The sequence below is a fragment of the Streptosporangium sp. H16 genome, assembly GCF_051918855.1.
Classification (GTDB): Bacteria; Actinomycetota; Actinomycetes; order Streptosporangiales; family Streptosporangiaceae; genus Streptosporangium.
In genome coordinates, this window is record NZ_JBPXMD010000005.1 from 124,479 (window position 1) to 146,117 (window position 21,639).

A 21,639-nucleotide genomic window follows, 5' to 3' on the forward strand; every position below is an offset into this window, starting at 1 on the left:
CACCCCCGGCGACCCCGTCCATACCAACCGGTCGGTTCCGCGCGCTGGGCATCCCATTTCTGATTTACAGTCCCTTTTATGGCGATTTGTCGGGAAGACTTGAAAAATAATGTCGCCAAATAAAACGAGAGTGAAACAATCTTCCACCCCTCGTTGACACGCGCCGTTCATATGGTGTGCCTTCGTTGTCAGGGAGTCACCGATCCGGAAGTGGGGTACGGCATGCTCAGAACGGGTGCGCGCCTGGCGGTGCTGGGCCTGGGACTGTCGATGGCGCTGTCGGCGACGACACTTCCCGTGGCGCACGCGTCACCTCCGGGACGTTCCGTGCCTCCCGTGCCTCCCGCGCCTCCCGGGGTTCTCGCGCTTCCGGCCTCTCCCGTCCGGCACGTCCCGGCCGCGCGGGCGCCCCAGCCCGCGAAGAAGATCGTCCGGCTGGGCGCGACGCAGAGCATGGACTCGATGAACCCGTTCCTGGCGGTCCGGCTGATCTCGACGTCGATCCACCGCTGGACGTACGGCTATCTCACGGCGTCCGACTCGAAGACCCTGAAGCCCAGCCCCGACCTCGCCGAATCGTGGAAGACGTCACCGGACAAGCTGACCTGGACCTTCACGATCCGGTCCGGGGCGACCTGGTCGGACGGCAGGCCGGTCACCGCGGGGGACGCCGCGTGGACCTTCAACAAGATCATGACGGACGACGCGGCCAAGACGGCGAACGGCCCCGCCGTCGAGAACTTCGAGACCGTGACGGCGCCCGACGACCGGACCCTGATCATCAAGACCAGGAAGCCGCAGGCCTCGATGCTGGAGCTGCCGATCCCGATCGTGCCCAAGCACGTGTGGGAGGGCGTGCCCGACGTCGGCACCTTCGAGAACGAGACCTACCCCGCCGTCGGCAGCGGCCCCTACATTCCCGTCGAGCACAGCAAGAACAACTACGTGAAGCTCAAGGCCAACCCGTCGTACTGGCGCGGCGCCCCCAAGATCGACGAGCTGCACGTCATCTTCTACGAGAACGCCGAGGCGGCCATCGCCGGGGTGAGGAAGGGCGACATCGACTGGATCGGGCGGCTGGCGCCCCCGCAGTTCCAGGCCCTGGCGGGTGATCCCAACCTCGTGCAGTGGAACACCCAGGGCCGCCGCGCCGGCTACCTGCAGCTCAACCCGGGCGCCGAGACGGCGGGCGGCGAGCCGATCGGCGACGGGCACCCCGCGCTGAAGGACGCCAGGGTGCGCAGGGCGATCCATCACGCGATCGACAAGAAGACCCTCGTCGCGCAGGTGCAGAACGGGCTCGCCGTCCCGGCCGACGGCTCGATCATCCCGCCGATGTACCGGGAGTTCTTCTGGAGGGCCGAGGGCGACAAGGCCGTCACCTTCGACCAGGCCGAGGCCAACCGCATCCTCGACGAGGCCGGATACGCCAAGGGCGCCGACGGGATCCGGACCATGCCCGGCGGAGGCCGCAAGCTGGAGATGCGCTTCAGCATCCACACCGAGGACCCCGTCGAGGACAAGCTCGCCCAGTTCGTCACCGGCTGGCTCAAGGACATCGGCATCCAGATCACCACCCGCAAGCTCGACGCCAACAAGTTCACCGAGGAGACGGGCGGCACCGCTCTCTACGACATCGCGATCAGCGGCTGGTCGGTCAACCCGGACCCCGAGGAGATCCTGGCCACCCACCTGTGCAGCCGCCGGCCCACCGCGAGCGGCGAGGGCGGCGGGACCGAGTCGTTCTTCTGCGACGAGGAGTTCGAGCGGCTCTACCAGGCGCAGCTGGCCGAACTCGACCGGGCCGCGCGGGTCGGCCTGATCAAGCGGATGCAGGAGCGGCTCTACACCGAGGCCCCCGTCATCGCGCTCTACTATCCCAACAACCTGGAGGTCTACCGCAAGGACCGGATCGCCTCCATCACCCCGATCCCGGAGGACAAGGGCATCCTGTACGGCGGGAGCGGCTACTGGCCCGTCTACTCCCTGCGGGCGGTGGAGCGCGCGGCCCCGGCCGGCGACGACTCCACGGGGGGCGTCATCCTGGCCGTCGCGGCGGGTGCGGCCGTGCTCGCCGGGGCCGGGATCTTCCTCTTCACCAGGCGGCGCCGCGCCACCGCCGACGACCGCGAGTAGCGGCCGATGAGCACCCTGCCGGACGAGCTGACGAAGGCGTCGCCGGACGACGGTCGAAACGGTGCCCGCCGGAGCGTGGCGCGCTACGCGCTGGTCAAGCTCGGCGGGGCGCTGCTCGGCATCGGGCTGGTGGTCGTCGCGACGTTCTTCCTGTTCCGCCTGATCCCCGGCGACCCCACCATCGCCTACACCCGCGACGTGCCGGTCACCCCGGAGCAGCTCGCCCTGCTCAGGCGGCAGATGGGCCTGGACCGGCCGCTGGGCGAGCAGTTCCTGGACTTCGTGCTGCGAACCCTGCGGCTGGACCTCGGCACCTCGTACGAGTACCGCAGGCCGGTCGCCGAGCTCATCGGCGACCGGGTGGGCCCCACGCTGCTGCTGGTGGGCACCGGGCTGGCCGTCGCGGTCGGCCTGGGCATGTGGCAGGGCACCAGGGCCGCCTGGCGCCACGGCGGCCGGTTCGACCGCTTCTCCACGGGGACCGCGCTGACCCTGTGGTCGGTGCCGACCTTCTGGCTGGGACTGCTGCTGCTCATGGTCCTCGCGGCGGGGATGGGGCCGATACCCGGCATGTTCCCCACCCGGGGCATGCAGGACGTCGACGCGCCGGACGGGCCGCTCTACCTCCTGCACGTCGCCCACCACCTGGTGCTGCCGTGCCTCACCCTGGTCGCCGTCGTCTACGCGCAGTACCTGCTGGTCATGCGCTCCTCGCTGCTCGACGAGATCGGCCAGGACTACGTGACCACCGCCCGCGCCAAGGGCCTGCGCGACGACGACGTCCGGCGCCGCCACGCGGTGCCGAACGCGCTGCTGCCGACGGTGACCCTGGTCTTCATGCAGATCGGCTTCGTGGTCGGCGGCGCGGTCTCGGTGGAGTTCGTCTACTCCTGGCCCGGCCTCGGCCTGCTGTTCGTCGAGGCGATCAAGGGACCCGACTACGCGGTCATGCAGGGGGCCTTCATGCTCATCTGCGTCGCGGTGATCCTCATGAACACGCTGGCCGACGTGGTCTACCACGTCCTGGATCCGAGGGTGAGGTCGGCGTGAGCACGAAGGAGGAGGGCACGAGGCAGGAGGGCCCGGGGAAAGGGGAGGCGACCGGCGGCGGCGCCGGAACTCCGGGCGCGGCCGGCGACGGCACCGGGACGCCGCCCGCGGCCGGCGGTGGCGCAGGGACGCCGCGCGCGATCGCCCGGACGCGCCGCCGCGCCGCGCTCGTGCGGTTCTGCCGCGCGTACGCCGGGAACAGGGCCGGGCTGTACGGCGCGGCGATCCTGCTGGCCGCCGTCCTGGCGGCCCTCGTCACGCCGCTGGTCACCGACCCGTCCGGGATGGACGTGACCAGGGCGACGGGCGCCAAGATGGCACCGCCGAGCGCGGACTTCCCGCTCGGCACCGACGAGTCCGGCCGCTCGGTCCTGCTCATGCTCCTGTGGGGCGCGCGGGTCTCGCTGCTCATCGGGTTCATGTCGGCACTGCTCAGCATGGTGATCGGTACGGTCTTCGGCATCGCGGCCGGGCACTTCCGCGGCTGGGCCTCGGCCGTGCTGATGCGCGTCACCGACTGGTTCCTGGTACTGCCCGCCCTGGTCCTGGCCCTGGTCCTCGCGGCCGTCCTCGGCGGCGGCGCGTCCACGATCATCCTGGCGATCGGGGTGACCTCCTGGGCCTCCACGGCGAGGCTGATCAGGGCCCAGACGCTGGCGGTCGAGGCCAGGCCCTACATCGAGAGGTCCAGGGCGCTGGGCGCGGGGCACTGGCACGTCATGACCCGGCACGTGCTGCCGAACGTCGCCCCGCTGGTCCTGGCCAACACCACCCTCACGGTGGCCAGCGCCATCGTCACCGAGTCCACCCTCGCCTTCCTGGGCGCCGACTCGGGCCAGGTGTCGTGGGGCGGCATGCTGCGCGGCTCCTACGACTGGGGCGCGGCCATCTCGGGCGCCTGGTGGTACGTGCTGCCGCCCGGCCTGTGCATCATCCTGGTCGTCCTGGCGTTCACCCTCTGCGGGCGCGCCCTGGAGACCGTACTCAACCCACGCCTTCGGGGGGTCTCGTGACCGTGCTCGATCCACACCCGGGGGAGGACTCGTGACCGCACTCGACCCGCGGCCTCCGGGGACCCCGGCCGTGTCCGGCCCGTGGCCTCGGGAGGTCTCGTGACCCTGCTCGAACTGCGCGACGTGGCGGTGACCTACCGGAGCGCGGCCGGGGACGTCCCCGCCGTGCGGGGCGTCTCGCTCGCCCTGGCGGAGGGCGAGGCCCTCGGAGTGGCGGGGGAGTCGGGGTCGGGCAAGTCGACGCTGGCCATGTCGCTGCTGCGGCTGCTGCCCAGGGACGCGCTGGTGTCCGGGGAGATCCTGCTGGACGGCGAGGACGTCCTCACGATGAGCTGGGGGCGGCTGCGCGCGGTCCGCTGGGCGTCGGCCTCCCTGGTCTTCCAGGGCGCCCAGCACGCCCTGAACCCGGTGCGCAGGATCGGCGACCAGATCGCCGAGCCGCTGCGGGTGCACGGCATGGCGACCGGCGCGGCGGCGCGGCGCAGGACGGCGGAGCTGCTGGAGCAGGTCGGCCTGCCCGCCTGGCGGGCGCGCGGCTACCCGCACGAGCTGTCCGGCGGGCAGCGCCAGCGCGTGATGATCGCGATGGCGCTCGCCTGTTCCCCGCGCCTGATCGTCGCCGACGAGCCGACCACCGCGCTGGACGTGATGATCCAGGCGCAGGTGCTCTCGCTGATCCGCTCGCTCATCGCCGAGCACGGGATCGGCCTGATCATGATCTCTCACGACCTGTCGGTCCTGGCCGCGACGTGCGACCGGCTGGCGGTCATGTACGCGGGCCGCGTGGTCGAGTCCGGTCCCTCGCGCGAGGTCTTCCGGGACGCCAGGCACCCCTACGGCAGGGCGCTGGCCGGGGCCTTCCCCACCGTCGGCGACCCCGCCTCCAGGATGGCGCCCAGCGGGCTGGGCGGCGACCCTCCCGATCCGGCCCGGCTGCCCACGGGGTGCTCCTTCCATCCCCGCTGCCCGGTGTCGCTCGTCTCGTGCGCGTCGGAGCCGGTCGAGCTCTGGCCCGTGGGCCGTGCCGGTGACCGTACTGAAACGGGCCGGAGCGGGGCGGGCCGCGCCGAGGCACCGCACACCGCCGCGTGCGTCCACGTCCGCGTCCCCGAGGAGACCCGATGACCCTGCTCGAAGCGCGGGACCTGCGGGTGGAGTTCGTCTCGCGCGGGCGCCGCGCCCGCGCGGTGGACAGGGTGAATCTCGTCGTGGGCCAGGGAGAGATCGTCGCGCTGGTCGGCGAGTCCGGCTGCGGCAAGACGACGCTGGCCCGTACCCTGCTCGGCCTGGAGCGGCCCGCCGCGGGATCGGTCCTGTACGGCGGGGTCCCGCTGGCCTACTCCTCGCGCGCGCTGCGGGCTCACCGGCGCGAGGTGCAGCTCGTGCTCCAGGACCCCACGGGATCGCTCAACCCCCGGCACACCGTCTACGAGGCGGTGGCCGAGGGGCCGCGCATCCACCGCCTGCCCGCGGAGGAGGAACGGGTCGCGTCGGCGCTGTCGCGCGCCGGGCTGCGGCCCCCCGAGCGGTTCTTCAACCGCTACCCGCACGAGCTGTCCGGCGGCCAGCGCCAGCGCGTCGTCATCGCCGGGGCCCTCGCGCTCGACCCCCGGGTGCTGGTCGCCGACGAGCCGGTGGCCTCGCTGGACGCGTCGGTGCGCGGCGAGATCCTCGCGCTGCTGCTCCGCCTCCGCGACGAGCTGGGCCTGTCGGCGCTGGTCGTCACCCACGACCTCGGGCTGGCCTGGAACATCGCCGACCGCGTCGCGGTGATGTATCTCGGCAGGATCGTCGAGTCGGGGCCGGTGGAGCGGATCCTCACCGCGCCGTCGCATCCGTACACCCAGGCGCTGCTGTCGGTCCTGCCGGAGTCGCCGTCGCCCGTGGTGCTGGGCGGCGAGCCGCCGGACCCGACCCGGATCCCGCGGGGCTGCCGCTTCCACCCGCGCTGCCAGGTCCTGGCCTCGGGCGCGGCGGCCGAGACGGGGGTCGACGGGCTGTGCGTGTCACGGCCGCTGCCCGTCCTGCCGTCATCGGCCGCCGCCCAGGTCGCCTGCCACCACGCCGAGGCCCGCTCCGCCTCCGCCCGGGGCGAGGTCGAGGCGGAGCGGCACTGACCGGCACTGAGCGGCACTGAAATGCGGGCGGACGGCGTGCCCGCTCCGGAGAGGTGTCTCGCGGAGGCCGGGACGGCCGGGGTCAGAGGCCGGGCAGGCGGCCGTTCCTGAACAGGTCGACGAAGAGCCCGTGGTCGGCCCTGGCCCGTGCCCCGTAGGCGTGGGCGAAGTCGACGAGAGTGCGGGTGAAGCCCTCGGTGTCGCCGCCGATCACGGCCACGATCGCGTCCTCGGTGGAGAAGTCGACCAGGTCGTGGCTGGACTCGTCGTCGGCCACCGAGTGCATCCTGGCCACGGCCCGGCCCAGGTCGCGGACGACCGAGGCCAGCTCGTCCGGCTCGTTGACGTCGCCCCAGTTCAGATCGGCGGAGTAGGGGGAGACCTCGGCGACCAGCTGGCCGACGCCGTTCAGCGTGGTGTGGCCGAGCCACGGGTCGGCGTACGCCTGCAGGGCCCGCTGCGACTCGGCGGTGCGGTGGCCCTGGTGTTTGAAGTAACCGTGCACCTTCTCGTCGGTGATGTGCCGCGCCACGGCCGGCACCTGGGCCTGTTTCATGTAGAGGATGACGTCGTTCTCCAGGGCCTGGGTGTGGCCCTCGAGGAGCATGTTGTACGAGGGCAGCCCGGCCGAGCCGATCCCGATGCCGGTGCGCAGCGCGAAGTCCTTGATCTTGTGCTCGACGGCGGAGACCGTGGGAAGGGTCGTCAGGTAGTCGCGGAAGGCCACCTCCACCGCCTCGCGGGTCTCCTGGTCCACCGGATGGCGGCCGTCCATGACGGCGAACCTGCGGTCGAAGTTCTCGACGGTCGTCTCCAGGTCCAGCAGCGCCACCCGGGTGTTCAGCCGGGCGAGCTGCAGCACCCGGTGGAGCACGCCGCTCGTGGTGTCCAGGGTCAGCGAGCCGATCGCGTCGTCCCCGCCCTCCGAGATGCCGTGCAGCTCGGAGAGATAGGAGCGGGCGAATTCGGTCACCAGCTCGCCGATGACGTCGTCCGACAGCGCCTTGGCGTACCCGATGAGCGCGACGCTGGCCGCGAACCGCCGCAGGTCCCAGATGTACGGGCCGACGTAGGCCTCGTCGAAGTCGTTGACGTTGAACACCAGGACGCCCGAGGCGTTCATGTAGGTGCCGAAGTTCTCGGCGTGCAGGTCACCGTGGATCCAGACGCGCCGCGTCTGCTCGTCCAGGAAGGCGTCGTCGGCGAACGCGCCGGTCATGTCCGCGTAGAACAGGCAGGCGCTGCCCCGGTAGAAGGCGAAGGGCGAGGCGGCCATCTTCCGGAACTTGCGCCGGAAGGCCGCGGGGTCACGCTTGATGGAATCACCGAACTCGGTGATCAGGACGTCGAGAATGTGCGCCGAGCGCCCATCGGTGGTCATGGTGGGCAGGTTAGGTCGCGGGACCGGGACTCCGCCATATCCGCGGCATCACGGATGTGGAACGTACCAATGAGCCCGTCCTGTTCCGGCCCGGTTCGGAGCGGGGGCGCATGGCGTCGCGGGAGGGCGGAAAGGCGTCGACAACCGCGCCGGTCGATCATAGGTTCGGCGGTGGGACCCGGAACCGCGGGAGGCAGGGGGGACCGCGAGCGCGGCGGGTGCGGCGGGTGCGGCGGGTGCGGGGCCCGGCGCCGTGGACACGGGGTCAGAAGGACGGCTGGAGAGCTCACGGGAGAGGCACGGAGGTCGGCATGGCGGTGCTGGAGGGCAGGACGGCGGTGGTCACCGGGGGGTCGCGGGGCATCGGCCGGGCGATCGTGGAGCGTCTCGCCCGTGACGGGGCGAACGTCCTGTTCACCTACGCGAACGCCGCCGCGTCCGCGGGCGAGGTGGAGCAGGCGGTCAAGGAGGCGGGCGGGAGCGCCCGCGCCGTCCAGGTCGACCTCGGCAAGCGGGGCGCCGCGGAGTGGCTGATGGAGAGCGCCGAGGAGTTTCTCGGCGGCCTCGACATCCTGGTCAACAACGCCGCGCTGAGCTTCACCCCGATCTCCCTCGCGGAGACCACCGAGAAGCTGTACGACCGCGCCATGGCGGTCAACGCCAAGGCCGCCTTCCTGACCATCCGCTACGCCGCCAGGCACATGCGCGACGGCGGCCGTATCGTCAACATCTCCACTCTCAACACCGTCCGCCCCGCGGCCGGCATCGCCCCCTACGCGGCGAGCAAGGGCGCCCTCGAACAGCTGACCGCGGTCGCGGCCCGCGAGCTCGGCGAGCGGGGCATCACCGTCAACACGGTCTCCCCGGGCGCCACGGACACCGACCTGCTGCGCGGCACCAACCCTGAGGCGGTGCTGGCCCAGGTGGCCGCCATGACCCCGCTCGCCCGCCTCGGCGAGCCCTCGGACATCGCGGACGTCGTGGCCTTCCTGGCAGGTCCCGACGGGCGCTGGATCACCGGCCAGAACCTCCAGGCCAACGGGGGTCTCAGCTGAGTCGCCTCCCCGGTGGTCGGTGGTCTTGGCCGGCCACGGCGCGGGCGGTTCCCGAGCTGTCCGGGCGTGGGCCGTGACCGGCGTCAGGTCAGCCGCCGGGTGCCGGTGAACAGGCCGCTGTAGGCGTTCAGCGCCGGCTGGCCGCCCAGGTGCGCGTACAGGACGGTGGCGTCGCGGGGGATCTCCCCGCCGGTGACGAGGTCGATCAGAGCGGCCATCGACTTGCCCTCGTAGACCGGGTCGATGATCATTCCCTCGAGCTCGCCGGTGAGCCGGATCGCGTCCAGGGTCGACCGCACCGGGATCCCGTACAGGTCGCCGGCCCACCCGTCCAGGATCGTGATCTCGTCGTCCCGCAGGGGCCGGCCGACGCCGATGAGCTCGGCCGTGGCCCTCGCTATCCGGGCGACCTGGTCGCGGGTCTCCTCGAGCTTCGCGCTGGCGTCGATCCCGATCACCCGGCGCGGCCGGCCGCCGGCCTCCTCGAGTGCGGCGAAGCCGGCGATCATGCCGGCCTGGGTCGAGCCGGTGACCGCGCAGACCACGACGGTGTCGAAGAAGACGCCCAGCTCGCGTTCCTGCCGCGCCACCTCGTACGCCCAGTTCGCGAACCCGAGCCCGCCGAGCCGGTGGTCGGAGGCGCCCGCCGGGATGGGGTACGGCGTGCCGCCGCGCTCCCTCACGTCCTCGATCGCCCGGTTCCACGAGTCCTTGAAGCCGATGCCGAAACCGGCCGGGTCGAGCCTGACCTCGGCGCCCATGATCCGGCTCAGCATGATGTTGCCGACCCGGTCGTTGACGCAGTCCGGCCAGTCGACCCAGTTCTCCTGCACCAGCACCGCCTTCAACCCCAGCGACGCGGCGACGGCGGCGACCTGGCGGGTGTGGTTGGACTGGTACCCGCCGATCGACACCAGTGTGTCCGCGCCCTGCGCGAGCGCGTCCGGGACGATGTACTCGAGCTTGCGGGTCTTGTTGCCGCCGTACGCGAGCCCTGAGTTGCAGTCCTCGCGCTTCGCCCAGATCGAGGCTCCGTCGAGGTGCCGGGTGAGTCGCGGCAGCGGGTGGACGGGGCTCGGCCCGAAGGTCAGCGGGTGGCGGGGGAAGTCGGACAGGGTCATGCTCACTCCTCGGTGGCCGGCAGCGTGCGCCAGGTGTCGAAGGCGACCGCCGCCGCCTGGTCCGCGTCTCCGGCTGCACAGAGCCGGATCAGGTTGTCGTGCCGGGCGAGGGACGCGCGCCCGCCCAGCGACGAGAAGCGCAGCCGCTCGGCGCGGCGCAGTACCGGCGTGAACTGGTCGAGGACCGAGGTGAGGGCCCGGTTGGAGGCCACTCGCACGGGGATGCCGTGCAGCTCGTCGTCGGCGCGCAGGGCCGCCTCGACGTCGCCCTTCTCGATCGCCGCGCGGAACCGGTTGTTGGCCTGGCGCATCGTGTCGAGGTCGGCCTCGGTGAGGGCGCCCACCGCCTCGCGGACGGCGAGTTCGTGCATCGCCGCCACCACGTCGCGGGCCTCGCGGACGTCGCGCAGGTTCAGCGAGCTCACCGTCGTGGAGCGTCCCGGCTGGGCCACGACCAGCCCGGCCTCCGCGAGACGCAGCAGCGCCTCACGGACCGGGGTGCGGCTGACCCCGAGCCAGGCCGCCAGCTCGACGTCGCGTAACTGTTCGCCGGGCGCGAGGCTGCCGTCGACGATGGCGTCGCGCAGGCGTTGGTAGACGTTGTCGCGCAGGAGGTGCCGGTCGATGGCGGGCGTGTTTTGCGGGATGGGCATGCAATATATTGCACACACCGAGCGGGAAACTTCAACCGGACCGTGTTGTTGACAGTGCTAGCAATATATTGCATATTTCATTCCGGGACGGCGGCCGCCGCTCCCGTACCGAGAGGAAGATCCCGATGAGCATCCCGTCCCACGAGCCCGCCGCGGCGGGAACCCCCACCGTCGTCCTGGTCCACGGCGCCTTCGCCGAGTCCGCGAGCTGGAACGGTGTGGTGGGCGACCTCAAACGGCGCGGTTACCCGGTCATCGCCGTCGCCAACCCGCTGCGCGGACTGCGGGAGGACGCCGGGTACCTGCGCAGCGTGCTCGACAGCCTGACCGGTCCGATCGTGATCGCCGGCCACTCGTACGGCGGGTCGGTGATGAGCGAGGCCGCCGACGGTGCCGCCGGCGTCGTCGCGCTCGTCTACATCGCCAGCTTCAACCTCGAGGTCGGCGAGAGCACCGGCGACCTGGCGGGCAGGTTCCCCGGCGGCGAGCTCGGCCCCGCCCTCAACCCGGTGCCGTACCCGGCGGCCGGGGGCGGCACGGGGACCGACCTGTACATCCGGCAGGACATGTTCCGCGCGGTGTTCGCCGCCGACGTCGCCCCGGAGACGGCCGAGCTGATGGCGGCCACGCAGCGGCCCATCGAGGCGACCGCGCTGGCGGACAAGGCGACCAGGGCGGCCTGGAAGACCATCCCGTCCTGGACCATGGTCACCACCCAGGACCTGGCCATCCCCGCCGAAGCCATGCGCTTCATGGCCAAGAGGGCGGGGTCGACGACCGTCGAGATCGACGCCTCCCACGCCGTCACCGTCTCCCGCCCGGACGCCGTCGCCGAGCTCATCGACGCCGCGGCCCGCGCCACCACCCGCTGATCACACCTCCGCAGAACGGAAGGGAAGTTCCATGAATCTCAGGCCGAACCTCAAGCGCGCAGCCGCCGCCTCCGGTGTGCTCGTCGCCGCGCTCCTCTCCAGCGGTGTCGCCACCGCCGACGCGGGTTCGATCAAGCCCACGGTCGTCCTGGTCCACGGGGCCTTCGCCGACTCCTCCAGCTGGAACGGGGTGATCGCCGACCTCAAGCGCAAGGGCTACCCGGTCATCGCCCCGGCCAACCCGCTCCGCGGCCTGCGCCACGACGCGCAGTACCTCCGCAGCGTCCTGAACAGCGTGAACGGCCCGATCGTCCTCGCCGGCCATTCGTACGGAGGCACCGTGCTGAGCGAGGCCGCCGACGGTGACCGCGACGTGAAGGCCCTCGTCTACATCGCCAGCTTCCAGCCCGAGGTCGGCGAGAGCACCGCCGAGCTGGCGGCCAGGTTCCCCGGCGGCGAGCTCGGCCCCGCCCTCAAAACCGTCCCGTTCCCCACCGCGGACGGTGGCACGGCGGACGACCTGTACATCCGGCAGGACAAGTTCCGCGCGGTGTTCGCCGCCGACGTGCCGCGCCGGACCACCGACCTGATGGCCGTCACCCAGCGCCCCATCGCCGCCGGCGCCCTTGAGGACAGGGCCACCGAGACCGCGTGGAAGACCATCAAGTCCTGGAGCATGATCACCAAGCAGGACCTCGCCATCCCCGCCGAAGCCATGCGCTTCATGTCCAAGAGGGCGAAGTCCACGACCGTCGAGATCGACGCCTCCCACGCCGTCACCGTCTCCGAACCCGGCGCGGTGGCCAACCTCATCCACAGGGCCGCCCGCGCCACCACCTGACGCCGCACGGTTCTGAGCGGTTCGCGCCGGTAGGGCGATCCGCGTGACCGATGGCACGGTCGCGGCCGGGATCGACGCGGTCGGGGGGTCTGACGGGCCTGAACGCGTGGGAAGCGGTCATGGATCCGCTGCGGCACCTCTCGGGGAGCTCGCGGCGGATCCGACCCTGTCCGCTTCGCCGGCGGGTCCTCCCGGCCCATGCTTTTGACCGACTCCGGCCGTGCCCTTCGGCTTCCGTGGAGGGCGACCTGGCAGAGTGGATCTGGTTACGGGCGGGCCCGGTCGGACGGCCTTCGCGGAGCTTTTTGGAGCCCGGGCACGCCGCACCACCCTCTATCCGCAAGGGATTTCCACATGTCTGCCACCAGCCCCGCCGGCGAGCGGTTCTCCGTTCGCGTCTTCGGAGGGCCGACCGCCCTCTTCGAGTACGGCGGCCTGCGCTTCCTCGTCGACCCGACCTTCGACGCCCCCGGCGACTACCAGACGCCGGGTGGCCCGCTCCTGGTCAAGACCGCCCCCTCCACCGCCACCCCCGCCGAGCTGGGCCGTATCGACGTGGTCCTGCTCTCCCACGACGAGCACCCCGACAACCTCGACATCTCCGGCCGGACCCTGCTCGCCGACGTCCCCCTCACCCTCACCACCCCCGACGGCGGGCGGCGCCTGGGGAACGGAGCCAGGGGCCTGGCCGACTGGGAGTCGGTCGAGCTGGACCGCCCCGGCGGCGGCACCGTCACCGTCACCGGCGTTCCCGCTCTCCACGGCCCCGGACCGCGCGAGGAGGTCGAGGCGATCCTCGGCCAGGTGGTCGGCTTCGTCCTGACCGGCGAGGGAACGCCCACCGTCTACGTCAGCGGCGACAACGCCTCCCTCGGCCTGGTCGAGGAGATCGCCGCACGCTTCGGCCCCGTGGACACCGCCGTCCTCTTCGCCGGAGCTCCCCGCTTCCCCGTCCTCTTCGACGGCGAAACGATCGTCCTGGACAGCGCGCAGGCCGCCGAGGCCGCCAGGATCCTCGGCGCCCGCCGGGTGGTCCCCGTCCACTACGACAGCTGGGCCCACTTCACCGAGGGCCGCGACGAGCTGGTCGCCGCCTTCACCGCCGCCGGCCTGGCCGACCGCCTGGACCTCGGCGACCGGGACTGACCGGCCCGTTCCGCGCCCCCGGGCGCGCGTCTCGTTCAAGGTTCCCCGCGAACGAGGGCGTTCGCCGGTGGCGCGAGGTTCGGCCGGGTCAACGCTCGTAGTCCTTCAGGGTGATGGCGTTCGCCGTCCGCCGGATGCTCCTGGCGATCAGTCCCTTCCACGGCACGTAGGGCAGGAGCCTGCGGTTCTGGTTGACGAACCAGGCCATGAACCGGCTCTCGGGAACCATCCACCTGCCCACCCCGTCGCCCGACTTCTGGCATCCCGCCGCGTACGCGCGCATGGCCTCCTCGTAGCCGGCGAGGCCCGCGCGGTGGTCGCCACCCGCGGCGGCCAGTTCCCCGGCGAGGACGTAGGCACCGATCATGGCCAGGCCGGTGCCCATGCCCGACAGCGGCGAGGCGCAGCAGGCGGCGTCCCCGAGCAGCGTGACCCGGCCGGCCGACCAGCTGTCCATGTGGACCTGGCTGATCGAGTCGAAGTAGAAGTCCTGGGCGTCCCACATCGCGTCCAGCAGCCGGGGGCCTCCCAGCCGACGCCGGCGAACGCCTCGGCGAGGAGCTTCTTCTGCTGCCCGGTGTCGCGGCGGTCGTAGCTCAGCGGCGGGGAGCCGAAGTAGAACGCCGCCTTCGCCTCGGTGTTCCCCCGGGCGCTGTACATGCCGACGAGCTTGCCGGGGGTGTTGTAGAGCTGCCCGGTGTGGTCGAGCCCGAGGTGGTTGGCGGTGGTGAAGATCGCGCAGTACAGGCCCATCTCCTTCACGAACCGCGACTCCGGCCCGAACGCGAGCGCCCGGACGTTGGAGTGCAGCCCGTCGGCCCCGACGACCAGGTCGAACCGGCGCGGCCCACCACGCTCGAAGGCGACCCGCACACCCTGGGGGTCCTCGGTGAGTGAGGTGATGGAGTCGTCGAAGACGTACTCGACGTGGTGGCGGGTGTGCTCGTACAGGATGCACGCCAGGTCGCCGCGCAGGATCCCGAACCGCATGAGGGCAATTGTCTTCCCTCGTGCGGTCTCACGTCTTCCGTCCCCGGCGGGCCGCTCGCCGCCGGAGGCGGGGGTGGGCAGGCGAGCGGTCACGCCTTGGCGGGTCCCGTCCCGTGGACGCGTTCCCGCGATGGGAATCGCGCCCTGGCGGGCGTGGGGGACCCGCCAGGACGCGTTCCGCCCCGGGCGCGGCGGCGGAGGACCCCGGCGAGGGATGGGGTCCTCGGCCTGCTAGTCGCGCTCGGAGTCTGTGGTGAGGGCGCGGACCGGCTGGTCCGCTCCCTCCTCGGAGAGGTCGTCGTCGGGGGCGGGCCGCCGGTAGTGCCGTGAGATGAGGCGGGCCGCTCCCACCGGGTCGTCGGCCGGGTGGGACGACTCGACGCCGTCCTCGTTCCAGACGAACAGCCCGTTCTTGCACCAGACAGTCAGGTCGGTCAGCACCGAGAGCACGGACATGCCGTTTCCGTTGCTCTGGTAGGTGTGCGTGAATCCCTGGCGGTGCAACGCGTAACGCAGTAAACGTGTTGCCTCGCGGGGATCGCGCCAGGGCAGGTACGGCGTATCCGTGCGGACCGACAGCACCGGCCTCCACCCCCTCGCTGACCTTTCGATGGATTTGTACCAACGATTGGATGATGCGGGTCTTGGGAGGTTGGGTCAAGGGGCTGTTCCCCGCTAGAACCAGATCGTCTAGTTTTGTTGGCACAAAGGGGACTTAATGGCACGGTCAACGCTGTATCAACAGGTGGCCTCCGACCTACGGAGGATCATCTACTCCGGTGCGCTCGGACCGGGGGATCAGCTGCCGACCGAGGCGGAACTCATGCTCGCCCACCAGGTCAGCCGCAACACCGTGCGGCTGGCCCTCGGCGAGCTCGTGAACGAGGGCCTGGTCACCCGCACCCCCCGCAGGGGAACCGTCGTCAGGGAACGCCGCCCGCTGCTCATGCACCCCCAGCGCGAGCTGCAGCCGCGGCGCGAGGAGACCCTGGAGGCCTTCGCCTGGGCCGTCTCCCGCGAGGGACGCGCGCCGAGCCAGGAGATCGAGGTCTCGATCGTGCAACCGGCCGAGGAGATCGCCAGCAGGCTGGAGCTCTCCGACGACGAGCTCGCCGTGGTCCGCCGCCGGCTGCGCTTCGTGGACGGCCAGCCGTACAACACCAACGACTCCTACTTCCCCCTGGCCCTGGTCGCCGACTCCGAGATCACCCGGCCCGGCGACATCGTGCGCGGGGCCAACAAGGTCCTGGAGGAACTCGGCCACCGGCAGGTGCGGGTGGTCGACGACATCTGGGCGCGGATGCCCAACAGCGCGGAGACCGAGCGGCTCCAGCTCCAACTCGGCACGCCGGTCGTCGTCTACATCCGGGTCGGCTACGACGAGGACGACACCCCCGTACGCGTGGCGGTGTCGGTCCTGCCCGCCGACAAGCACCTGATCCGGTACGAGCTGGAAAGCCGTTGACGTCTCCGTGACCGCCCTGACGGGCCGGCCCTCGTTCCGCCCGCGCCGCGGGCGAGCACCGGGCCGCGTCCGCCGGGTGGCTAGACGCCCCTCTTCCCGCTTCTCCGCGCTTTTCGCCCCGGCGGGCCGCTCTCCGCTGCTCCCGCCGGCGCCTTCCGTTCCGGCGTGCCCCGCCCCGCCGCCTCTCCCGATCGCGGTCTCACCGCTCGCCTCAGGCCCCTAGGCATCCGCCTAGCCCGGCATGGACGCCGTGCGCCATCACATGGACACGCTCCGTGTCATCTCGTGTACCGAAAGCAACGAAGGGATGAACCATGCACTCGAACACCGCCAGTCCCACCGCCACGCGCCCGTTCACGCTGCGCAGGGCCACCGAGGGTGACCTCGACGGGGTGCTCGCGCTCCTCGCCGAGACCGCCGGGTGGCTGAACCGCCGCGGCGTGCGGCAGTGGCCCGCCGACGGGTTCCCCGCCGGGCGCATCACCCCCCTGATCGGCGAGGGTGTCCTGTACCTGCTGGACAGGGAGGACGGGCCGGGCCGGTCGGCCGGGCCCGTCGCCACCGTCGCCCTGGACGGCCACGCCGACCCCGAGTTCTGGACCCGGGGGGACGACCCCGGTTCGGCGCTCTACGTTCACAAGCTGGCCGTGGCGCGCGACCACGCGGGCACGGGGCTGGGGGAGGCGCTCCTGGACTGGGCGGGCCTGCGGGTCCTCACCCTGGGGAAAAGATGGCTTCGGCTTGACTGCTCCAAGGACAACCCGGGGTTGCAGGGCTACTATCGGAGGCAGCGTTTCACGCATCTCCGCACGGTCGACCTGCCGCATCGTGCCTCCGGTGCCCTGTTCCAGCGGCCGGGAGGCCTGCGCGCTCGCGCGTCCGGCCTCGCGCTGCCCATCTCGGACCGGCGTGGGTCGTCCGTCCCCGAGCATGTCTGAACCACGGCGATCCCAGGACAAAGCCATCCGATAGCCTCCATTCATGACCGGATCCTTGCTTGAGGTGATCACGCTCGACGTGCGCGACGCCGTCGCCGCGGAGGCGGGCGGCGCCGATCGCCTGGAGGTCGTCGCCGACATGGCCTCCGACGGGCTCACCCCGGCACCGGAAACGGTCGCGGCGATCTCCAAGGAGTGCGCGCTGCCGCAGATGGTGATGTTGCGCGGCGAGGCCTCGTTCCTGGCCACGCCCGAGTCGCTGAAGGCCCTGAGCCGCGATGCCAGGGCCCTCGCCGACGCGGGCGCGGCCGGGTTCGTGTTCGGTTTCCTCGACGAGGCGGGAGCGGTCGACCTGGCCGCCACCGAGGCGCTCATCCACGCGGTCGCGCCGCTGCCCTGGACCTTCCACCGGGCGGTGGACCACGCGGCCGACACTCAGGCGAGCTGGCGTGCCGTCCGCCTCCTGCCCAACCTCGCCACCGTGCTCACCTCGGGTGCGCCCGGTGGCGTGTCGGACGGGCTGCCGCTGCTCAAGACCCGGTGCGAGGCCGGGGACGGCCCGCTGATCATGGCCGGCGGCGGGCTGCGGCCCGGCCACGTCGGGGTGCTGATGGAGTACGGCGTGCGGGCCTTCCACGTCGGCAGCGCCGTGCGGGCGTCCTGGTCGGACCCGGTCGACGCCCGCCGGGTCCGTGAGTGGCGCGCTCTGATCGACTGAGATCCGCTGAGGCCCTGATGTCCTGAGGCCCTGAGGTCCGCTGAGGGCTCATCGAGGCTCGCGGGCACGGAGGCCCCGCGGGAGGCTTCCTGAGCGCCGGAGGTCTCGACGACCGGCCCGGGGCTCCGGCCGTGTCGGCCGTGCCGGCCGGACCGGGCGTTCCCCCGGCGGGGTGGGCGACCGGAGTCAGACCGGTCGTTCTGTGTGGTCGGCGGGGTCGGTGTGGTCGGTGCCCAGCGCCAGGCCCGCGCGGCGGAGGGCGGCGGCCATGGTCTTGACCGTGGCGGGCTCGTCCATCACGCCCTCCCCGGCGTCGCGCCGCTCCTCCCAGGCGCGCACCCGGCGGGCGTACTCCCCGTACCGGGACAGGTGGAAGGCGTACACCGCCGCGTACCGGCTGACCAGGTGGGAGGGGTGCATGTCCCAGCCCTGGTAGAAGCCGTGGGTCAGCGAGCGCCCGACCAGCTCCGCGTGGCGCCGCCACAGGGCCCGCACGTCACGCCCGTCGTCCGAGGCGGGGGAGGCGGCCAGCGAGCCGTCCGACAGCTCGACCCCGGTCCCGGCGAAGACCGTCTGCATGACGTGCCTGGCGTGGTCGCAGGCGGGGTGGTCCAGCCGCTGCTCGTGCGGGGGAAGGCCACAGCTCGCCGTGTAGTCGAAGACGCCGAAGTGCGCCGCCGCCAGCCTCCCCCGCAGGGAGGTCGTCAGGCCCGCGTGGAGCATCGTCACCGTCTGCGGCGCCTCCACCTGGAGCTCGAACCTCAGCGTGTTCGGGCCGAGGCCCAGCCCGTCCTCCAGCGTGTCGAGGAAGTCGACGAACTGGTGCAGGTATTCCCTCATCAACACCTTCGGGAAGGTGACGACGAACCCGTCCGGCAGGTGCCCGGCACGCTCGGTCACGCCGGCGAGGAAACCGTCCAGGGTCCGCAGGGCGCGGACCGGGTCGCCGTCGGAGAACGACTTCACCCGCAACCCCCAGCGCCGGGGGAGCGTCCCGGCCGCGTGCATGGTCACGACCGCCTTGGCGGCGGCGGAGACGTGGCCGTCCTCCTCCTCGGGACGCGTCCCGTAACCGTCCTCGAAGTCGATCCGGAGGTCCTCGACGGGCTCCCGGGCGAGCTTGGCGGCCACCCTCCCGTGCACGGCCCCGGCGAGGTCCTCGCCCGCGCCTGGGGACACGCCGGGAGTCGTGCCGAGGATCGCGGCCAGGTCGCCTTCTGACAGGTGCCGCCGGAACGACTCCAGCGCGGCGTCACCCCACTCCCGCGTCGTCCCGGCGTCGAACCGGTCGGCCGGGACGTAGACCGTGTGCACGGGCTGCCACTCGACCGGCCGGTACGGGTACAGCAGGATCTGATCGTCATGGGTCTCCTGGAAACCCGGGATCAGGGCGGACGGGTCGGCGAACGTGACGCGCATGCTGGTGCTCCTCCTGGACGTGCTGGTTCGGGTGGGGGCCGGTTCGGGCTGGACGCGCGGGCTCGGAGGGGCACGCCGGTGCGGACGCGTCCTGGTCACCGGCCGTCCCCGACGTCCGGCCGGTCCAGTTGGTTCGGCCGGTTCAGCCGGTCTCCAGGTCGCTTCCCGGCCGTGGTTCCCGATCGCAGGCGGTGAGCATGGCGGCGAGGCCGAGGAGCTTCACCCGCTCGCCCCGGTCGAGGGATCTGGCCAGGGCCTCCTCCGCCGCCTCGATGGACAGCCAGTGCTCGTAGGTGATCGGCGAGACTCCCCGGGCGGCGAGAAGGTCGTCCAGGTCCGCGCGGCGTACCGGATCGCGACCGGCCAGGTCGGCGAGGAGGGTGCGGACCGTCTCCGCGGCGTCGGACTTGTTGGTGCCGATCACACCGGTGGGGCCCCGTTTGAGCCAGCCCGCCACGTACTCGCGGTCGCGGACCCGGCCGGCCTCGTTCGGCACGGTCATGCTGGTCTCGGAGAAGGGAACGCCGGGCAGCGGCACGCTCTGGTAGCCGACCGAGCGCAGCACCATGCCGGCCGGGAGGGTCTCGAACTCGCCGGTGCCGACGACCCGGCCGTCCACCAGCCGGGTGCGCTCCAGCCTGAGCGCCTCCACCCGATCCTCGCCGAGGATCTCCACCGGGCGCATCCAGAACCGCACGTCCAGCCGCCGGGGGCGGCCCACGGGGGCGCGGGTGGTCCAGCTCCGCAGGACCTCGACGTTCCCCCGGACCTGACGGGACGCCGTCGTGACGTCCGCCACGCACTCCTCGGGCCGTACGCGCACGTCCGCGTTGGTCAGCTCGCCCAGCTCCCTGAGCTCCTTCAGCGTGAACTTGGCGTGCTCGGGGCCCCGGCGGCCGATCATGTGGATGGTCTTCACCTCGCTGGCGGCCAGCCGGGTCAGCACCTCCTCGGGCACGTCCGTGGCGCGCAGCTCCTCGGCGGTCTTGGCCAGGACGCGCACCACGTCGACCGCCACGTTGCCCACGCCGATCACCGCGACCTCGGGACTGTCGAGGACGAAGCGCTCGGCGGGCATGTCGGGGTGGCCGCAGTACCAGTTGACGAAGTCGGTGGCGGCCACGCTGCCCGGCAGGTCCTCGCCGGGAATGCCCATCCGCCGGTCCACCATCGCGCCGGTGCAGTAGACCACGGCGTCGTAGCAGTCGAGCAGGTCGGCGACGTCGACGTCCTTGCCCAGCTCGACCCCACCGAGGAACCGCACCTCGGGAAGCTCCAGCACGCCGCGCAGGTAGCCCGCTATCGACTTGATCGAGGTGTGGTCGGGAGCCACCCCGTAACGCACCAGCCCGTACGGCGTCGGCAGGCGCTCCAGGACGTCCACCCTGAGCGGCACGGTGGCCTGTCTCGTCAGGGCCTCGGCGGTGTAGATCCCGGCGGGTCCTGACCCCACGATCGCGACTCGCAGTGACATGTCGCCTCCCCGGCGTTGGATGTCATGAACGCGATGCCCTGCTTGATTCTGTATCACCCCGGGGCAACCTGCCAGACTCACGCGCCGACATGATCGATTCACCCGCCGTTCCCGCCGTTCCCGCCGGCGGGAACGTGATTCAAATGTCATTCGGCGTCGGCTTGATCATCACGTTCGCGACCTTCCTCGTTCATCGGGCGAGAGCAGGATCGCTGCTGCGTCACCGCCTGTGATCACTCCTGTGTACATGGCCGGTGTCGCGTCACCGCTTGTGATCACTCCTGCGTACGCAGGCGGTCCAGTTCCGTGACGAGAGGCCGACCGCACCATGCTCTCCCCGTACGCCGGCGCGCCCACGGACGCGTACGGCACCCCGCTGATCGACGCCACGGGCCTCGTCCCCGGAGCCCGCATCCTGATCAAGGACGAGAGCCGGTACGCCTCCGGCAGCCACAAGGAGCCGGCGGCCCGCGCGGTGGTGGCCCGCGCCGCCGCCGACGGGTACCGGCGCGTGGTGATCGCGACCTGCGGCAACTACGGTCGCGCGATGGCGATGGCGTGCCACGCCGCCGGTATGGCCTGCACGGTCGTCCTGCCGGAGGGCTGGAGCGACGGCGGCGCGTGGATGCGCGACGCGGGGGCCCACGTCGTCACGGTGCGCGGCGGCTACGAGGAGGCGGTGGACGCGTCCCGCAGGCTGGCCGAGGCGGAGGACGCGGTCGACGGCAACGTGGACGGTCCGTACGTGGACGCGGTGTTCGAGGGACACGGCGTGGTGGTGGCCGCGTTGCGTGAGGCGCTCGACGCGCCGCTCGCGGCGTTGTGGATTCCGGTGGGCAACGGCACCACGACCATCGCCGTCCATCGCCGGATGCGAGCGCTCGGCTGGCCCAGCGTGATCAACGGCGTGTGCTCCGCCGGCAACAACCCGGTGGTGACCAGCTGGCCGGGTGAGTACCGGACGCTGCCGCCGGACGCCGTCACGACATCCGATCACAACCAGCCGCTGGTCAACTGGCATGCCCTGCAGGGGCCCGAGGCGATGGCGGCCATCGCCGACACCGGCGGCGAGGTGTTCGGAGTGGGGGACGAGGAGTTGATCGAGGCCAGGGCCGCGCTCGTCCCGTACGGCGCGAACCCCACCGCGGCCGGGGCCGTCGCCCTCGCCGGGTTGCTCGCGCACGCCCGCGTGACGGGCTCGCTGTCCGGAACCCACGTCGTATTGCTCAGCGGACGTTGACCAACCCCGA

General features: G+C 71.8%; 21 protein-coding genes. 13 read left to right on the plus strand and 8 right to left on the minus strand.

Annotated features, from left to right (window positions below; translation table 11 throughout):
• The first annotated feature begins 222 nt into the window (after positions 1 to 222).
• The 5 genes from ACTOQ2_RS10580 (at position 223) to ACTOQ2_RS10600 (ending at position 6,316) form a co-directional block, all read left to right on the plus strand.
• On the plus strand, positions 223 to 2,136 hold the full coding sequence (locus tag ACTOQ2_RS10580; RefSeq protein WP_440099472.1) for an ABC transporter substrate-binding protein: 1,914 nt from the start codon (positions 223 to 225) through the stop codon (positions 2,134 to 2,136).
• A gap of 6 nt (positions 2,137 to 2,142) precedes the next feature.
• On the plus strand, positions 2,143 to 3,186 hold the full coding sequence (locus ACTOQ2_RS10585; protein WP_440099473.1) for an ABC transporter permease: 1,044 nt from the start codon (positions 2,143 to 2,145) through the stop codon (positions 3,184 to 3,186).
• Positions 3,187 to 3,326: 140 nt separating this feature from the next.
• Positions 3,327 to 4,199: an ABC transporter permease gene (locus ACTOQ2_RS10590; protein ID WP_440099676.1), complete on the plus strand. Its 873-nt coding sequence runs from the start codon at positions 3,327 to 3,329 to the stop codon at positions 4,197 to 4,199.
• Between the two features lie 99 nt (positions 4,200 to 4,298).
• On the plus strand, positions 4,299 to 5,324 hold the full coding sequence (locus tag ACTOQ2_RS10595; protein ID WP_440099474.1) for an ABC transporter ATP-binding protein: 1,026 nt from the start codon (positions 4,299 to 4,301) through the stop codon (positions 5,322 to 5,324).
• The gene (locus ACTOQ2_RS10600; protein ID WP_440099475.1) at positions 5,321 to 6,316 is read left to right on the plus strand and encodes an ABC transporter ATP-binding protein; all 996 of its coding nucleotides are present in this window, start codon (positions 5,321 to 5,323) and stop codon (positions 6,314 to 6,316) included. The genes ACTOQ2_RS10595 and ACTOQ2_RS10600 overlap by 4 nt, the downstream gene beginning before the upstream one ends.
• Positions 6,317 to 6,398: 82 nt before the next feature.
• Here ACTOQ2_RS10600 and ACTOQ2_RS10605 read toward each other — a convergent pair whose 3' ends face one another.
• A complete protein-coding gene (locus tag ACTOQ2_RS10605; RefSeq protein ID WP_440099476.1) occupies positions 6,399 to 7,697 on the minus strand; it encodes a DUF2252 domain-containing protein in 1,299 nt (432 codons plus the stop codon).
• A 311-nt stretch (positions 7,698 to 8,008) separates the two neighbouring features.
• Here ACTOQ2_RS10605 and ACTOQ2_RS10610 point away from each other — a divergent pair, with 311 nt between their 5' ends.
• Positions 8,009 to 8,752: an SDR family oxidoreductase gene (locus ACTOQ2_RS10610; protein ID WP_440099477.1), complete on the plus strand. Its 744-nt coding sequence runs from the start codon at positions 8,009 to 8,011 to the stop codon at positions 8,750 to 8,752.
• Between the two features lie 83 nt (positions 8,753 to 8,835).
• On the opposite strand, the gene ACTOQ2_RS10615 is transcribed toward ACTOQ2_RS10610, so the two are convergent.
• Both ACTOQ2_RS10615 and ACTOQ2_RS10620 read right to left on the minus strand, forming a co-directional pair.
• Positions 8,836 to 9,873 (minus strand): 1-aminocyclopropane-1-carboxylate deaminase, encoded by a 1,038-nt coding sequence (locus tag ACTOQ2_RS10615; RefSeq protein ID WP_440071099.1) that lies wholly within the window; start codon positions 9,871 to 9,873, stop codon positions 8,836 to 8,838.
• Positions 9,874 to 9,875: 2 nt separating this feature from the next.
• Positions 9,876 to 10,526 (minus strand): GntR family transcriptional regulator, encoded by a 651-nt coding sequence (locus ACTOQ2_RS10620; protein WP_440099478.1) that lies wholly within the window; start codon positions 10,524 to 10,526, stop codon positions 9,876 to 9,878.
• A gap of 125 nt (positions 10,527 to 10,651) precedes the next feature.
• Between ACTOQ2_RS10620 and ACTOQ2_RS10625 the strand changes: the two genes are divergently transcribed.
• From ACTOQ2_RS10625 to ACTOQ2_RS10635, 3 genes are all read left to right on the plus strand, one after another.
• Positions 10,652 to 11,398: an alpha/beta hydrolase gene (locus ACTOQ2_RS10625; protein ID WP_440099479.1), complete on the plus strand. Its 747-nt coding sequence runs from the start codon at positions 10,652 to 10,654 to the stop codon at positions 11,396 to 11,398.
• Between the two features lie 31 nt (positions 11,399 to 11,429).
• Positions 11,430 to 12,239, plus strand: coding sequence for an alpha/beta fold hydrolase (locus ACTOQ2_RS10630; RefSeq protein ID WP_440099480.1), 810 nt, complete (start codon positions 11,430 to 11,432; stop codon positions 12,237 to 12,239).
• A gap of 354 nt (positions 12,240 to 12,593) precedes the next feature.
• Positions 12,594 to 13,385 (plus strand): MBL fold metallo-hydrolase, encoded by a 792-nt coding sequence (locus ACTOQ2_RS10635; RefSeq protein ID WP_440099481.1) that lies wholly within the window; start codon positions 12,594 to 12,596, stop codon positions 13,383 to 13,385.
• An 88-nt stretch (positions 13,386 to 13,473) separates the two neighbouring features.
• Here ACTOQ2_RS10635 and ACTOQ2_RS10640 read toward each other — a convergent pair whose 3' ends face one another.
• The 3 genes from ACTOQ2_RS10640 to ACTOQ2_RS10650 all read right to left on the minus strand — a co-directional run bounded on the left by ACTOQ2_RS10640 (position 13,474) and on the right by ACTOQ2_RS10650 (position 14,957).
• Entirely contained in the window at positions 13,474 to 13,842 is a 369-nt protein-coding gene (locus ACTOQ2_RS10640; protein WP_440099482.1) for an FAD-dependent monooxygenase, read from the minus strand.
• Complete coding sequence (locus ACTOQ2_RS10645) at positions 13,749 to 14,375, minus strand: hypothetical protein (RefSeq protein WP_440099483.1); 627 nt, start codon at positions 14,373 to 14,375, stop codon at positions 13,749 to 13,751. Before ACTOQ2_RS10645 ends, ACTOQ2_RS10640 begins: the two co-directional genes overlap by 94 nt.
• A 231-nt stretch (positions 14,376 to 14,606) precedes the next feature.
• Entirely contained in the window at positions 14,607 to 14,957 is a 351-nt protein-coding gene (locus ACTOQ2_RS10650; protein ID WP_440099484.1) for a hypothetical protein, read from the minus strand.
• 136 nt (positions 14,958 to 15,093) lie between these two features.
• Between ACTOQ2_RS10650 and ACTOQ2_RS10655 the strand changes: the two genes are divergently transcribed.
• The 3 genes from ACTOQ2_RS10655 to ACTOQ2_RS10665 all read left to right on the plus strand — a co-directional run bounded on the left by ACTOQ2_RS10655 (position 15,094) and on the right by ACTOQ2_RS10665 (position 17,496).
• Entirely contained in the window at positions 15,094 to 15,840 is a 747-nt protein-coding gene (locus tag ACTOQ2_RS10655) for a GntR family transcriptional regulator (protein ID WP_362834392.1), read from the plus strand.
• Between the two features lie 314 nt (positions 15,841 to 16,154).
• A complete protein-coding gene (locus ACTOQ2_RS10660) occupies positions 16,155 to 16,778 on the plus strand; it encodes a GNAT family N-acetyltransferase (RefSeq protein ID WP_440099485.1) in 624 nt (207 codons plus the stop codon).
• Positions 16,779 to 16,821: 43 nt separating this feature from the next.
• On the plus strand, positions 16,822 to 17,496 hold the full coding sequence (locus ACTOQ2_RS10665; protein WP_440071107.1) for a copper homeostasis protein CutC: 675 nt from the start codon (positions 16,822 to 16,824) through the stop codon (positions 17,494 to 17,496).
• Between the two features lie 186 nt (positions 17,497 to 17,682).
• On the opposite strand, the gene ACTOQ2_RS10670 is transcribed toward ACTOQ2_RS10665, so the two are convergent.
• On the minus strand, positions 17,683 to 18,915 hold the full coding sequence (locus ACTOQ2_RS10670; RefSeq protein ID WP_440099486.1) for a DUF6986 family protein: 1,233 nt from the start codon (positions 18,913 to 18,915) through the stop codon (positions 17,683 to 17,685).
• Between the two features lie 142 nt (positions 18,916 to 19,057).
• Positions 19,058 to 20,389, minus strand: coding sequence for an FAD-dependent oxidoreductase (locus ACTOQ2_RS10675; protein WP_440099487.1), 1,332 nt, complete (start codon positions 20,387 to 20,389; stop codon positions 19,058 to 19,060).
• Between the two features lie 328 nt (positions 20,390 to 20,717).
• Between ACTOQ2_RS10675 and ACTOQ2_RS10680 the strand changes: the two genes are divergently transcribed.
• Positions 20,718 to 21,629: a pyridoxal-phosphate dependent enzyme gene (locus tag ACTOQ2_RS10680; RefSeq protein WP_440099488.1), complete on the plus strand. Its 912-nt coding sequence runs from the start codon at positions 20,718 to 20,720 to the stop codon at positions 21,627 to 21,629.
• The last annotated feature ends 10 nt before the right edge of the window (positions 21,630 to 21,639 follow it).